Consider the following 13,676-nt stretch of genomic DNA (forward strand, 5'->3'; position numbering starts at 1 on the left):
CTCAGACTCGCGAAAACGCCCTGCCGCTTGCCGGCTCGCGCTTATGTACTAACCCGGCGCTGTCGAACAGCCAGTACAGCAGCTTCGCCATCAGCAGACAGGCGCCAAAAACCACCATGAAAAAGACCACGCGAGAGACGAACGAGTCCAGCCCCTCTCGCGCCAGCACGATCATATTGAAAATGGCACCGAAACAGAAACTATGCAAAATCGCTGCCTTGTAGCGATTGGTCTCCTGATTGCCCAGCGTATAGAGCCAGTCGAACCATTTGATAATCAGCCCTACGGCGATCGCCCCCGGCAGGATAAACCAGCCGCCGCCCATCACCACCAGCGAGCCGATCAGCGTCGGTGAGATCGCCAGACCGGAGTGGTTGTTAAGCACTTCCCAGGTAAAGTAGTTGGCGGTGTTCAGAACCACGCCCGGCCTGTCCGGCCACAGCCAGGTGGGGATAAAGACATAAAAATCGCGCACGATGGGCGCCAGCCCCTGAAAGTCGATTTTGTCGTAGTTCTGCAGCAGCAGGGCCAGGTTCTCCCACGGCGAGAAGGTATCCCGGGTGAGGTACAGGAAGGTGTAAAACGCCTCATCGCCGCTGACGTCCATGCCATAGCGTTTCAGCGCCAGCCAGAACATCCCGACAATCCCCATCACCCCTGCAGCAGCCAGCATCCACAGCGAGATCCAGCCGCGAATGATGCCGATAAACAGGAAGATGGCAAAGGCGATAATGATGTTCGCGCGCGTGCCGCCGACAATCATGTAGGTCAGCAGGCCAAACGCCACGGTGCTGACCAGGAAAAACAACCACGCCCGGGCATCCTGGCGCAGAAAATAGACCACCAGCATCGCCGGAATGAAGAAGTAGAAGAAGCGCTTGAGCGCCACCCCGGAGACTTCGCTGGAGAAGATCTGGCTGTAGGAGTGCAGCTTAAACAGCAAAAATCCGTTGTGCATGAAGAAGATGCCGACGGTAATTAGCGCGATCCCCATCAGCATCACCCAGGTCAGGTGGGTCTCGACCCGGTTCATGGTAAACAGCGGTCGTCGCTCAGCGCCAGAGCTGGCGGGTTTCAGCCGCGTCTTGTAGGCGACGTAGTAGACCCCATAGAAACAGGTGGCCGACAGCAGGGCCTGCATCAGGATCTCCGGCGGTACGACGGCCACGTCGAAGCGGAACACCAGCACGCTGGTCAGCGGGAAGCCAAAGTAAAAGGTCAGCAGAAACAGCAGCGAGAAAAAGACGTTGAAATTAAAGCGCACCCGCCGAAACTCGAACCAGGTCAGGGTGGCGATAAAGAGCGCGCTCAGAAGCCAGATGACCAACAGGCCGCTAAATTGCAACTGGCTCATGCTTTCTCCCCTGAGGCGATCCGCAGCGCCTTGTGCCACGGCGTAAGGTAGTTCGGGCTGAAAAAATCGATGGTGTTTTTATCCACCTGCGTCAGCTGTCGCTGCGCTTCGCGCACCACCTCTTCATTCAGGTCGTCCGTGGTGAACAGCACCGGAATGTGCTGCTCCGCCATATCCTGCCAGAACGGGTTGTCGCGATTGAGCACGCAGGGCACGCCCGCCTGGATCAGCAGACACAGCGTGCCAATCCCCTGCTGGCGCGCGAAGATGAAGTAACCCAGATCGCACTGGCGCAGCAGGGCCAGGTAGTCGTCAAAGGCCAGCTTATCGCTGAGGATCTGCAGATTCTCCGGGCTGAACAACGCCAGCCCGCTCTGGCGAACTTCATTGATGTACGCCGCGTTATTAGCAGGATAGCCCATGGGTACGATCACGTTGACCGTATCGCCAAATTGCTGATGCACCGCCTTCAGGGCCGCGATATGTTCGTTGCTGCGATCCCCGGAATTACCCACCAGAATCGTCAGCTTCCCCTCGCGCTTCACATCGCTGGCTAACCCGTTCAGGGACGGATCCATGCGGGTCGGAAAATAGAGCAGCTCGCCGCGGACGTTCGGATGACGTTGGGCGAAATAGTTCAGATCGCCGCGGGTGGCAAAGATGCAGCCCACCCGCCCCTGCGCCATGCGACGCAGCGGATAGAAAAGACGGAATTTCCAGCCCTGGGAGACTTCATACAGATCTGCCCCCCAGATATGCCAGTTAAACTGCGCGGGCTTGATGCCCCCACTCAGTAGCGCCAGCCACAGGCCGGTATTGAACTGACCGTGGAAAAAGAAACGCTGCTGGCGATCCGCTTTGGCTCTGGCGATCACCGCGTTGGCAAGCGACGCTTTATCCGGCCAGAAAGTCAGCTGCAGTGCCGGGCAGGCGGCGCTCAGGCCGGTATCCTTCCCTACTACCATAAATTCGCGCGCCAGGGCGCTGCCGGGTGCCAGCTCATCGTTAAAGAACCGCAGTACGGTCTGGTTATGGTGTGGGATATCCGATCCCAGGACGTGAATCAGTGCAGTCATGCGCGTTTATGCCAAAGTAAAAAGACGCCGCAACAGGCAGCAAAATAGACAATATAGGTGGCCATGTAGGCCTGGGCCGCCCCCAGTGCGCCATGCGTGGGGATCAGCCAGTGCGAGAATGCCGTCAGCAGGGTGAACTGGCTGATTTCCGCGAGAATATAGAGCCGCAGCGAGGCTTTGGCGATCACCAGATAGCCAAAGACGTAAGCGCCTACTTTCAGCACATCCCCCACCAGCTGCCAGGCAAACAGATCGCGCATCGCGGTAAATTTAGCGGAGAACAGCAGCCAGATGGCGACATCGCGCAGCAACCAGACGGTAAAACTGGCGATAGCCACCGCCGGCAAGACGAAGCGCAGGGAACGGAGTATCTCGCGGGTGATCTCCTGACGCCCCGTCAGACGCGACAGGGTTGGCAGCAGGTAGACGCTAAAAGAGGCGGTAATGAACTGCAGGTAGGCATCGGAGATGCTGCTGACGCCTTGCCAGATCCCCACCTCATCCCAGCTGTAGTGCGCCGCCAGCAGATTTCGCATCATCACATAGGCTACCGGCAGAGTGACCGAGGTGATAAGCGCCATCAGGGTAAATTTGCCCAGCTGTCCCGCAAGGATCTTGTCCCATTGCGGCTTAAGATAGTGCAGCGGGACAGTACCTCTGCGCATCAGCATGATAGCCGCCGGGATCACCACCAGCGCTGGCACCAGCGCCAGCCCCAGCAGCGCGCCTTCGTAGCCGCCGAGACGATAACAGGCGTAATAGGCGACAACCCCAATCACGCTGCCGACGATCAGCGCCAGCGCATTGCCGGCGGCATCGCGGAAGCCCTTCATCAGCGCCAGCAGCAGGTTAGCCCAGGCGATACCCATCTGCACCAGCGCCACCAGCCGCACCAGGCCCTGATAGCCCGTATGACCAAACAGCCCCTGGCTGATGGGCGCGGCTGCCAGTAAAAAGATCACCGCCAGCAGGGTGGAAAAGCCCAGCACCATCGCGGATGAGGTCCCGACCACCGTACGTAATTGCGCCTTATCATCATGATATTGCGCCACGTACTTAGTCACGCCGTTGAAGATACCCGCCCCGGCCAGCACGCCCAGCACGGTGACCAGCTGACGGAAGTTCCCCGCCTGCCCAACGCCCGCCGGGCCAAATGAGACGGCCAGCAGTTTGACGACTAACAGGCCCGTGCCGATCTTGACGAGTGTGGACGCGGCGGTCCACACCGATGCTTTCGCCAGAGACATATCAGCCGAAATAACTCAGAAGGGTATTAATGACCGTGCGCTGGTTGACTGCAGCGAGGTTGTAGAACAGCGGTAAGCGGAGTAACCGCTCACTTTCTTTGGTGGTGAAGCGATCGTCACCCACGAATTGGCCAAAGGCTTCCCCTGCCGGGCTGGAGTGCAGCGGAATATAGTGGAACACCGCCAGGATCTCGGCCTCTTTCAGGTATGCGATCAGCTCGCTGCGATCGTCGTTATCCCGCAGCTTGATGTAGAACATATGCGCGTTATGCACGCAGTCCGCCGGGATGGTTGGCAGCTCAATACGGCCTTTTCGCGCCAGCGGGGCCAGCGCATCGTAATAGGTCTGCCACAGCGCCAGGCGCTGCTGGTTGATGCGGTCTGCCGCTTCCAGCTGGGCCCACAGGTATGCCGCCTGCAGATCCGCCATCAGGTAGCTGGAGCCGATATCGCGCCAGGTGTACTTATCCACCTGTCCGCGGAAGAACTGGCTACGGTTGGTGCCTTTCTCACGGATGATCTCTGCGCGCTCCACCAGGGCGCGATCGTTAATCAGGGTCGCACCGCCCTCACCGCCTGCGGTGTAGTTTTTGGTTTCGTGAAAGCTGAAGCAACCAATATGACCGATAGTGCCCAGCGCGCGGCCTTTGTAGGTGGACATCACCCCCTGCGCGGCATCTTCCACCACATACAGGTTGTGCTTTTTGGCGATCGCCATGATGGTGTCCATCTCGCACGCCACGCCGGCATAGTGTACCGGCACGATGGCACGGGTCTTGTCGGTGATCGCCGCTTCAATCAGCGTCTCGTCGATGTTCATGGTGTCCGGACGGATATCCACGAAGATGATTTTCGCTCCACGCAGCACGAAGGCGTTAGCGGTCGAGACAAAGGTGTAGCTCGGCATGATCACTTCATCGCCAGGACCGATATCCAGCAATAGCGCCGCCATCTCCAGCGAGGCGGTGCAGGACGGCGTGAGCAGCACCTTCGCGCTCTGAAAACGCTGTTCCATCCACTGCTGGCAACGGCGAGTATAGCCGCCATCGCCACACAGTTTGCCGCTGCCCATCGCAGACTGCATGTAATCAAGTTCGGTGCCCACCACGGGAGGCGCATTAAATGGGATCATCTTGTCACCTGTATAGCCAGTAAGCGGTCGTTTCGATGTTGCCGCCGCTTGCAATATAACGTTTAAGCGCGGCGGTGTTGCCCATCTGGGTCGCCACCCGCAATGTGGAAAGCTGCTGTTGTCCGGCCCAGCACAGCGCCGCCTGCATCAACCGCTCGCCCATGCCGCGCCCGGCCAGCAGGCCGATACGCGCGTCGGTGTCATTCAGTTTACGCAGAGAGACAAAGCCCAGGATGGCGCCATCCGGTGCACGGAATATCAGGCAGAGGTGATCGAAGGTGCCTTTTACCGCATTTTCGATCCACTGGGCATAGAAGCGACCGCTGTCGTCCGGGGCGTACCAGGGCGCGCGAAAGCGGCTCAGGGCAAACGCCTGCGCGGCCAGCTGGCGCAGCGCCGGAATATCATGTTCGGTAGCGATCTCAGCGCCTGGGCAGGCATGCTGAGTCACCTGGATCGCGAGATCGGCTTCGCCTTCAACCAGCCTGAAGCCCTGCTGCTGGAGTGCATCCAGCCAGTCGGTGCGGGTGGCCGGAATTTTAGCCTGCACGCGTTGCCAGGCGGATAAATCGTCGGCCGCCAGCAACGGGGCGTCATCAGACAGGCGCACAATGGCCGTAGGCAGGGAAAAAAACTGACTTTCCCAGTCCAGCGGCTGTAACGCACCACGCAGCTGACTCAACGCCATACGCCTTTGGTATCAACGATAAATTCCTGACGCACGGCATCGCCCGGAATCGCTTTAAACTCGCTGTGATCCACCAGCAGCACCAGCACATCGGCGGTGGCCAGCGCATCATTAACGCGTGTCAGGGTGCAGTGACCGGCCAGCTTTTTCGGCAGCTCGTGGATATTGGGTTCCACTACCTGCGTTTCGCCACTGTGCCAGTCGGCAATCATCTCAGCAATTTCCATCGCAGGGCTTTCACGCAGATCGTCGATGTTCGGCTTAAAGGCGAGACCAAAACAGGCGATAGTCACCTCATTTGCCCGCTTGCCGCTCTGCGTCAGGTAATCCGCCACCGTGGCCTTCACCTGGTTCAGCACCCAGTGCGGTTTGCTGTCGTTCACTTCGCGGGCCGTACGGATCAGACGCGCCTGCTGCGGGTTCTGCGCCACGATAAACCACGGGTCGACCGCGATACAGTGACCGCCTACGCCCGGGCCGGGTTGCAGGATATTGACGCGCGGATGGCGGTTCGCCAGACGAATCAATTCCCAGACGTTGATCCCCTGATCGGCGCAAATCAGCGATAACTCATTGGCAAACGCGATATTGACGTCGCGGAAGCTGTTTTCCGTCAGCTTGCACATCTCGGCGGTACGGGAGTTGGTGACGACGCACTCACCTTCCAGGAAGATGTTATAGAGCTCGCTGGCGCGGGCGGAACAGACCGGCGTCATCCCGCCAATAACACGATCGTTTTTAATCAGTTCGACCATCACCTGCCCCGGCAGCACGCGCTCCGGACAGTAGGCGACGTTGATATCCGCCCGCTCGCCCGCCTGCTGCGGGAAGGTAAGATCCGGGCGCGCCTCGGCCAGCCACTGTGCCATCTGCTCGGTGGCACCCACCGGGGAGGTCGACTCCAGGATCACCAGGGCGCCTTTTTTCAGCACCGGCGCGATGGATTTTGCTGCCGCTTCGACATACGCCATATCCGGCTCATGCTCGCCTTTGAACGGCGTCGGCACGGCAATCAGGTAAGCATCGGCGACTACCGGCGTGGTGCTGGCCTTCAGGTACCCTCCCTCAACGGCCGTTTTCACTACCTTGTCGAGATCCGGTTCAACAATGTGAATTTCACCCTTGTTGATCGTCGCAACCGCATGCTGGTTGATGTCCACACCTACGACCTGTTTTTGACGGGAGGCAAATGCCGCCGCCGTTGGCAGCCCAATGTAGCCAAGCCCAATGACAGAAATGGTCGTAAAACTCATAGCGATACCCGATTATGTTTAAGTGCGTGCAAAATACGGTCACAGGCCTGGCCATCACCATAGGGATTATGGGCCCGGCTCATGGTCTGATACTCTTTATCGTCGTGCAGCAGGCGCGTCACCTCTTCCACGATCAGTCGCGAATCGGTGCCCACCAGCCGCACGGTTCCGGCTTTGACCGCTTCCGGGCGCTCGGTGGTCTCACGCATTACCAGCACCGGTTTGCCCAATGAAGGCGCCTCTTCCTGAATACCGCCAGAGTCGGTCAGGATCAGCCAGGCGTGGTTCATCAGCCAGACGAAAGGCAGATAGTCCTGCGGCTCAATAAGTATGACGTTTTTGACGTGCCCCAGGATGCGGTTGACCGGTTCACTGACGTTGGGATTCAGGTGCACCGGATAGACGATCTGCACATCTTCATTAAGTGCAGCGATTTCCGCCAGCGCATGGCAGATTTGCTCGAATCCCTGACCAAAGCTTTCCCGACGGTGTCCGGTCACCAGGATCATCTTTTTACCATTGGCCAGGAACGGATACTGCTCGGCCAGCTCCCCACGCAGGGTGTCACTCGCCAGCACCCGGTCACGCACCCAGATCAGCGCGTCGATCACCGTGTTGCCGGTGACAAAGATATGCTGGTCTTTTATGTTCTCGCGCAGCAGGTTCTGACGGGAGTTCTCCGTCGGTGCGAAGTGATACATCGCCAGATGCCCGGTCAGGGTACGGTTCGCCTCTTCAGGCCAGGGAGAGTAAAGATCGCCAGTACGCAATCCCGCTTCGACATGCCCCACTGGAATACGCTGATAGAACGCCGCCAGGCTGGTGGCGATGGTGGTAGTGGTATCACCGTGCACCAGCACGACATCAGGCCTGAACGACTCCAGAATGGGTTTTAACCCTTCCAGAATACGGCAGGTAATTTCGGTTAATCCTTGCCCCGGCTTCATAATATTGAGGTCGTAATCGGGAACAATAGAAAAGAGGTTAAGGACCTGATCCAGCATCTCCCGATGCTGTGCGGTAACGCAAACTTTCGCCTCAAAATAAGGGTCGCTTGCCAGCGCATGAACCAGAGGCGCCATCTTGATGGCTTCCGGCCTCGTACCAAAGACGGTTAGTACTTTCACATCGATTCTCTTCGATTAAGCGATGAAGGCCATAAGCCTTCATCGTAGATGGCGTTCTTAAATTTTGCGACGACGGGTTAATGCCACGCCTGCGCCAATTAAAGCACCCACAATCCCCCACATAATCATCAGGAATGCGCGACGTGGACTATCGCGTTTTACAGGTTCTTCAGGTGTTCGCAAATAACGATAGGTCTGAAAACGTGGGTCCAGTGTCGGACCTACGTTGAGGGTTGTGAGCATGGCGCGGTTTTGATCGTAGTCGAGGTCAACATCCGGACCTACGGCCTGCAGGTTTTCCAGGCGCGCCTGCAGCATTGGGCGGCCCAGCAGGAACATTTCAGAATCTGGCAGTTCGTCGGCCGGCACGTCGGTTTCGCTGCGGGAGATATTGCTCTTCTCCGCAATCTTCAGCGCTTGCTCAATATTATGAACCCGGCGATTAAAGATCGCTTTCGCCACCTCTTCCTGACGTTTGACCTGCGCTTTCATCTGCACGGTACGCGCTGCCCAGGCCCCTTTCAGCTCATCATTCAGATGACTTGCCGCTCGCTGGCTGGCGAAAGCGACATACTGACGCAGCAGATTGTTGGCATCCGGCGCGGTTTCCGCGATCAGTTTGACGCTGTCGTTAATGTTGCGCAGCGGGTCGCCCGCCATGAACTGAATATTGTTGATCAGTTCGTCCAGCAGGGCGGCATCCGCCTTGCTGTTGCCCACCATCCGCTGTTTGAAATAGTCGGTCTGGTTCCAGAAATCACGGCGCGTATCCCAGGAGGCGAGCTGCATAATGAACTCTTTGTACGACTCGTCCATCACCGAGGGCTGCTCGGCGGAGGCTGGATTTGCTTTCACATCCAGGTTACGCAGAAACTGTTGCTGAGAGTAGAAGCCCCCGAGCATGTTCACCGTCGGACGATCGGTAATGGCCGTCGCGCTCCACTCCTGTCGGGCGAAAAAGGTATACGCCAGTGCGATAAGTGCAAAGCCCAGCGCAATACCTGCAATCCAAAACTTGCCCGCCCATAACACGCGGAACAAGCCACGAACATCCAGCTCATTCTCAGTTACCACTGATTTTGCTCCCGCCAACGGTTGAGTCATTACAGTCCCGATTTACTTGGTTAAAGTTGGGTTATTGCCATTTCGACGCATTCGGCGTTTTACGCGTTTAATAAAGCGCGCCACTTTCCATGCGCGCTTTATACAATAGCCGTACAGGAAAAATGCTAGCAAGAACAATACCAACATTACCCATTCAGGGATGAAATGTGCATATTCTGCGGCGACACCAATGCTGGCCAGCAGCGCAGCGGCGAGGGTGATTAAGACAAACGCCTGACGCGAGGTGAAGCCGGCGCGCATAATCAGATGGTGAATATGTTGACGATCTGGCGAGAACGGGCTCATCCCTTTGCGCAGACGGCGATACATAATCGCCACCATATCCATCAGCGGAATGGCAATAATCCACAGGGCTGTTACCGGACTGATCGGATGGGTATTCCCCTGAGTGGTTTCCAGCAGGATCCAGATAACGGTAAAACCAATCAGCGTACTCCCGGCATCGCCCATAAAGACTTTGTAGCGACGGCCCAGGACGCCAAGGTTAAGGAGGATATATGGCAGAATGGCGGCAATCATCGCAAAGCACCACATCGACAGGCTGTACTGACCGTCGAACCACAGGATGATGCCGATTGCGGCGAACGAAACGCTGGAGAGCCCCCCCAGCAGGCCGTCGATGCCGTCCACCATGTTAAAGGCGTTAATCGCCGCCCACACGGCAAACAGCGTCAGGAAGTAGCCGAACGGCCCCAGTACCATCTCCCAGGTACCGAAAATATAGCCGAGGCTGCTGAGGTAGAGTTTCCCAACCACCATCATGATGACGCCGATGGCCGCCTGAACCGCAGCGCGGAATTTCACGCTAATATCAAACCTGTCGTCCAGCGCCCCCACCAAAACCAGCACGCCGGCACACGCCAGATAGAGCGCCGCATGCGGGATATAGTAATCCGCAATACTGAAGGTGAAACAGATGCCCGCATAAACAGAGATTCCGCCAACCAGCGGAATCAAGCCTTGATGGCGTTTACGATAGTTGGGCTTATCCACCAGACCCACTCTCTTCGCCGCCTTGCGGGCGAGAAATAAAAAGCAGGTGGTGAAAAGAAAAATACTGATTAGCTCAGTCACCGCGGTGAGTAGATTCACTATGGATACTCTCAACAAATGTTAATCCCGGAAGTATAACCTTGAAGGCTCGGCTCCAGAAGGAAAAAGCAGGCCTCACCCAAGTCCCTTTGTTTATTTTTCAGACAATTACTTTTCTGCTTTGACGAACATTCCCATTTTCGTCTCCGGCAGAGATAATTGGACAGCACACAGTTACAGCGTATAAGCCACAAAAGAAAAACGCCACGTAAAAACGTGGCGTTTCGACGCTTTATTTCCTTTACGAGCGCTTCATCATATCGAAGAAATCGTCGTTAGTTTTGGTCATCGCCAGTTTGTTAATGAGGAACTCCATCGCGTCGATTTCACCCATTGGATGGATAATTTTGCGCAGGATCCACATTTTCTGCAGCTCTTCCTGAGTGGTGAGCAGCTCTTCTTTACGGGTACCGGAACGGTTATAGTCGATAGCCGGGAAGACGCGCTTTTCAGCGATTTTACGAGAGAGGTGCAGTTCCATGTTGCCTGTACCTTTAAACTCTTCGTAAATAACTTCATCCATCTTCGAACCGGTGTCGATCAGCGCGGTTGCGATGATGGTCAGGCTTCCGCCCTCTTCCACGTTACGCGCAGCACCGAAGAAACGCTTCGGACGGTGCAGGGCGTTGGCATCCACACCACCGGTCAGTACTTTACCGGAAGCCGGAACCACGGTGTTGTAGGCACGCGCCAGACGGGTGATGGAGTCGAGGAGGATGATAACGTCTTTTTTATGCTCAACCAGACGCTTCGCCTTCTCGATAACCATTTCCGCAACCTGAACGTGACGGGATGCCGGTTCGTCAAAGGTAGAGGCTACAACCTCACCTTTCACCAGGCGCTGCATCTCGGTCACTTCTTCCGGCCGTTCGTCAATCAGCAGTACCATCAGCACGCAGTCTGGGTGGTTGTAAGCGATGCTCTGGGCGATGTTCTGCAGCAGCATGGTTTTACCGGCTTTCGGCGGTGCCACAATCAGGCCACGCTGGCCACGACCAATCGGAGACGCCAGATCCAGAACGCGAGCGGTTAAGTCTTCGGTAGAACCGTTACCACGTTCCATGCGCAGGCGAGAGTTCGCGTGCAGCGGCGTTAAGTTTTCAAACAGGATCTTATTGCGCGAGTTTTCTGGTTTGTCGTAGTTAACTTCATTAACTTTCAACAGCGCAAAGTAGCGTTCACCCTCTTTAGGAGGACGAATCTTACCTGAAATGGTGTCACCAGTGCGGAGGTTGAAACGGCGGATTTGGCTGGGGGAAACGTAGATATCATCAGGACCGGCGAGGTAGGAGCTGTCTGCAGAGCGGAGGAAACCAAATCCGTCCTGCAATATCTCCAGCACACCGTCGCCAAAGATATCTTCGCCACTCTTTGCGTGCTGCTTCAGGATGGCAAAAATGATGTCCTGCTTGCGCATACGAGCCTGGTTTTCCAGTCCCATATTTTCGCCGAGAGTGATCAGCTCAGAAACCGGCGTATTCTTTAATTCGGTAAGATTCATAATGGTGTGGGTTCTTAAACTCGGGGTGATACTCGAACTTAATTTGTGAATGGTATGGCAGGGTCATCCATGCCTGTTAGCGGCCATCAACTCATGTCTGTTCGCTGTCTGGTCACAGGGAAAGCACAGAACTGAAACGACAAGACGGATTGAGTGACAAGCCCGGAATCTATCCACTTCACGCACTGTTTATGTCAACAACGGGAAGTATCGGGTAAAACAAGATTCAAACAACAAGGTATGTTTAAAACGAAGTCATAGCTAACTTAGCACGACTCTAGCCGGGCGTCCAGAGATCCAAACAATTTAGAAACCCTGGACGCACAGCCGAGAACCTTACGCCAGGTTGGCGTCCAGGAACTCTTTCAGTTGACCTTTGGACAGCGCGCCCACTTTGGTCGCCGCAACTTCACCGTTTTTGAACAGCAGCAGGGTTGGGATACCACGAATGCCATACTTAGGTGCGGTGCCCGGGTTCTGGTCGATGTTCAGTTTCGCTACGGTCAGTTTGCCCTGATATTCGTCAGCGATCTCATCCAGAATCGGGGCGATCATTTTGCAAGGACCACACCATTCAGCCCAGAAATCGACGAGGATCAGCCCGTCAGCTTTAAGTACGTCCGTGTCAAAACTGTCGTCAGTCAGGTGAATAATTTTATCGCTCATATATAACTCCACAGGAATAAGCCTGGTGCGTTGATCTCGCTTCCATCAACGACCTGTTGATGTAGCATTAACCAACTAAAGGTTGACTTTATTTCACCGGATACGCTTTCGTAAAGCAATAGATAGCTGATATTCTACCACACTATGAGCAAAACACATTTAACAGAACAGAAGTTTTCCGACTTCGCCCTGCACCCAAAAGTGATCGAAGCCCTTGAAAATAAAGGGTTTCATAACTGCACGCCCATTCAGGCTCTCGCCCTCCCGCTAACGCTGGCAGGTCGCGATGTTGCAGGGCAGGCGCAAACCGGTACCGGCAAAACGATGGCGTTTTTAACGTCAACGTTTCATTATTTACTGACTCACCCGGCAATTGCTGACCGCAAAGTTAACCAGCCGCGCGCGCTGATCATGGCCCCGACGCGAGAACTGGCGGTACAGATCCACGCTGACGCAGAACCGCTGGCACAGGCCACCGGTCTGAAGCTCGGCCTGGCCTACGGCGGTGACGGTTACGACAAACAGCTGAAAGTGCTGGAAAGCGGCGTCGATATTCTGATTGGCACCACTGGCCGTCTGATCGATTATGCAAAACAGAACCACATTAACCTCGGCGCTATCCAGGTTGTGGTGCTGGATGAAGCCGATCGTATGTACGATCTGGGCTTTATTAAAGATATCCGCTGGCTGTTCCGTCGTATGCCTGCCGCTAACCAGCGCCTGAACATGCTGTTCTCAGCTACGCTGTCTTATCGCGTCCGTGAGCTGGCGTTCGAACAAATGAACAACGCTGAATACGTCGAAGTGGAGCCGGAACAGAAAACCGGCCACCGTATTAAAGAAGAGCTCTTCTACCCGTCTAACGAAGAAAAAATGCGTTTACTGCAAACGCTGATTGAAGAAGAGTGGCCGGATCGCGCCATCGTATTCGCTAACACCAAACACCGCTGTGAAGATATCTGGGGCCATCTGGCTGCGGATGGGCATCGTGTGGGTCTGTTGACCGGTGATGTGGCGCAGAAAAAACGACTGCGCATTCTCGAGGATTTCACTCGTGGCGATCTGGATATTCTGGTGGCAACGGACGTGGCCGCACGTGGTCTGCATATCCCGGCGGTCACCCATGTCTTTAACTACGATCTGCCGGACGATTGCGAAGATTACGTTCACCGTATCGGCCGTACCGGTCGTGCGGGCGCCAGCGGTCACTCCATCAGCCTTGCCTGCGAAGAGTATGCGCTGAACCTGCCGGCGATTGAAACCTATATCGGCCACTCAATTCCGCAGAGTAAATACAACCCGGAAGCGCTGTTAAGCGAACTGCCGCCGGCGAAGCGCCTGACCCGCGCCCGTTCCGGCAATGGCCCGCGCCGTAACAGCGCCCCGCGTAATCGTCGTCGTTCAGGCTAAAAACT

At 56.0% G+C, this 13,676-nt stretch carries 12 protein-coding genes; 1 reads left to right on the plus strand and 11 read right to left on the minus strand.

Annotation, left to right across the window (positions count from 1 at the left end):
- Nucleotide 1: 1 nt before the first annotated feature.
- From wzyE to trxA, 11 genes are all read right to left on the minus strand, one after another.
- Nucleotides 2-1,354 (minus strand): ECA oligosaccharide polymerase, encoded by a 1,353-nt coding sequence (gene wzyE / locus ACP4QI_RS21495; protein WP_426496002.1) that lies wholly within the window; start codon nucleotides 1,352-1,354, stop codon nucleotides 2-4.
- Nucleotides 1,351-2,430 (minus strand): TDP-N-acetylfucosamine:lipid II N-acetylfucosaminyltransferase, encoded by a 1,080-nt coding sequence (locus tag ACP4QI_RS21500; RefSeq protein WP_426496003.1) that lies wholly within the window; start codon nucleotides 2,428-2,430, stop codon nucleotides 1,351-1,353. Before ACP4QI_RS21500 ends, wzyE begins: the two co-directional genes overlap by 4 nt.
- Nucleotides 2,427-3,677, minus strand: coding sequence for a lipid III flippase WzxE (gene wzxE, locus ACP4QI_RS21505; protein WP_307763968.1), 1,251 nt, complete (start codon nucleotides 3,675-3,677; stop codon nucleotides 2,427-2,429). The genes ACP4QI_RS21500 and wzxE overlap by 4 nt, the downstream gene beginning before the upstream one ends.
- Nucleotide 3,678: 1 nt before the next feature.
- On the minus strand, nucleotides 3,679-4,809 hold the full coding sequence (gene rffA, locus ACP4QI_RS21510) for a dTDP-4-amino-4,6-dideoxygalactose transaminase (protein ID WP_285112572.1): 1,131 nt from the start codon (nucleotides 4,807-4,809) through the stop codon (nucleotides 3,679-3,681).
- A gap of 4 nt (nucleotides 4,810-4,813) precedes the next feature.
- Nucleotides 4,814-5,491, minus strand: a complete 678-nt coding sequence (gene rffC, locus ACP4QI_RS21515) for a dTDP-4-amino-4,6-dideoxy-D-galactose acyltransferase (protein ID WP_426496004.1) — start codon at nucleotides 5,489-5,491, stop codon at nucleotides 4,814-4,816.
- Nucleotides 5,488-6,750 (minus strand): UDP-N-acetyl-D-mannosamine dehydrogenase, encoded by a 1,263-nt coding sequence (wecC, locus tag ACP4QI_RS21520; RefSeq protein WP_285129268.1) that lies wholly within the window; start codon nucleotides 6,748-6,750, stop codon nucleotides 5,488-5,490. The genes rffC and wecC overlap by 4 nt, the downstream gene beginning before the upstream one ends.
- Nucleotides 6,747-7,877, minus strand: a complete 1,131-nt coding sequence (gene wecB / locus ACP4QI_RS21525) for a non-hydrolyzing UDP-N-acetylglucosamine 2-epimerase (RefSeq protein ID WP_285112570.1) — start codon at nucleotides 7,875-7,877, stop codon at nucleotides 6,747-6,749. The genes wecC and wecB overlap by 4 nt, the downstream gene beginning before the upstream one ends.
- A 57-nt stretch (nucleotides 7,878-7,934) precedes the next feature.
- On the minus strand, nucleotides 7,935-8,981 hold the full coding sequence (wzzE, locus tag ACP4QI_RS21530; RefSeq protein ID WP_142487532.1) for an ECA polysaccharide chain length modulation protein: 1,047 nt from the start codon (nucleotides 8,979-8,981) through the stop codon (nucleotides 7,935-7,937).
- A gap of 12 nt (nucleotides 8,982-8,993) precedes the next feature.
- Nucleotides 8,994-10,094: a UDP-N-acetylglucosamine--undecaprenyl-phosphate N-acetylglucosaminephosphotransferase gene (gene wecA, locus ACP4QI_RS21535; RefSeq protein WP_285112568.1), complete on the minus strand. Its 1,101-nt coding sequence runs from the start codon at nucleotides 10,092-10,094 to the stop codon at nucleotides 8,994-8,996.
- 241 nt (nucleotides 10,095-10,335) lie between these two features.
- The gene (gene rho / locus ACP4QI_RS21540; RefSeq protein ID WP_001054528.1) at nucleotides 10,336-11,595 is read right to left on the minus strand and encodes a transcription termination factor Rho; all 1,260 of its coding nucleotides are present in this window, start codon (nucleotides 11,593-11,595) and stop codon (nucleotides 10,336-10,338) included.
- A 336-nt stretch (nucleotides 11,596-11,931) separates the two neighbouring features.
- The gene (trxA, locus tag ACP4QI_RS21545; protein WP_006179218.1) at nucleotides 11,932-12,261 is read right to left on the minus strand and encodes a thioredoxin TrxA; all 330 of its coding nucleotides are present in this window, start codon (nucleotides 12,259-12,261) and stop codon (nucleotides 11,932-11,934) included.
- 144 nt (nucleotides 12,262-12,405) lie between these two features.
- Here trxA and rhlB point away from each other — a divergent pair, with 144 nt between their 5' ends.
- Nucleotides 12,406-13,671, plus strand: a complete 1,266-nt coding sequence (rhlB, locus tag ACP4QI_RS21550; RefSeq protein WP_142487534.1) for an ATP-dependent RNA helicase RhlB — start codon at nucleotides 12,406-12,408, stop codon at nucleotides 13,669-13,671.
- Nucleotides 13,672-13,676: the final 5 nt, after the last annotated feature.

The organism is Leclercia sp. TB492 (assembly GCF_049974505.2).
Taxonomy (GTDB): domain Bacteria; phylum Pseudomonadota; class Gammaproteobacteria; order Enterobacterales; family Enterobacteriaceae; genus Enterobacter; species Enterobacter adecarboxylatus_C.

Coding starts and splice junctions, on each gene's coding strand:
- wzyE (WP_426496002.1), bottom strand. CDS start 1,354: ATGAGCCAGTTGCAATTTAGCGGCCTGTTGGTCATCTGGCTTCTGAGC.
- ACP4QI_RS21500 (WP_426496003.1), bottom strand. CDS start 2,430: ATGACTGCACTGATTCACGTCCTGGGATCGGATATCCCACACCATAAC.
- wzxE (WP_307763968.1), bottom strand. CDS start 3,677: ATGTCTCTGGCGAAAGCATCGGTGTGGACCGCCGCGTCCACACTCGTC.
- rffA (WP_285112572.1), bottom strand. CDS start 4,809: ATGATCCCATTTAATGCGCCTCCCGTGGTGGGCACCGAACTTGATTAC.
- wecC (WP_285129268.1), bottom strand. CDS start 6,750: ATGAGTTTTACGACCATTTCTGTCATTGGGCTTGGCTACATTGGGCTG.
- wzzE (WP_142487532.1), bottom strand. CDS start 8,981: ATGACTCAACCGTTGGCGGGAGCAAAATCAGTGGTAACTGAGAATGAG.
- rho (WP_001054528.1), bottom strand. CDS start 11,595: ATGAATCTTACCGAATTAAAGAATACGCCGGTTTCTGAGCTGATCACT.
- trxA (WP_006179218.1), bottom strand. CDS start 12,261: ATGAGCGATAAAATTATTCACCTGACTGACGACAGTTTTGACACGGAC.
- rhlB (WP_142487534.1), top strand. CDS start 12,406: ATGAGCAAAACACATTTAACAGAACAGAAGTTTTCCGACTTCGCCCTG.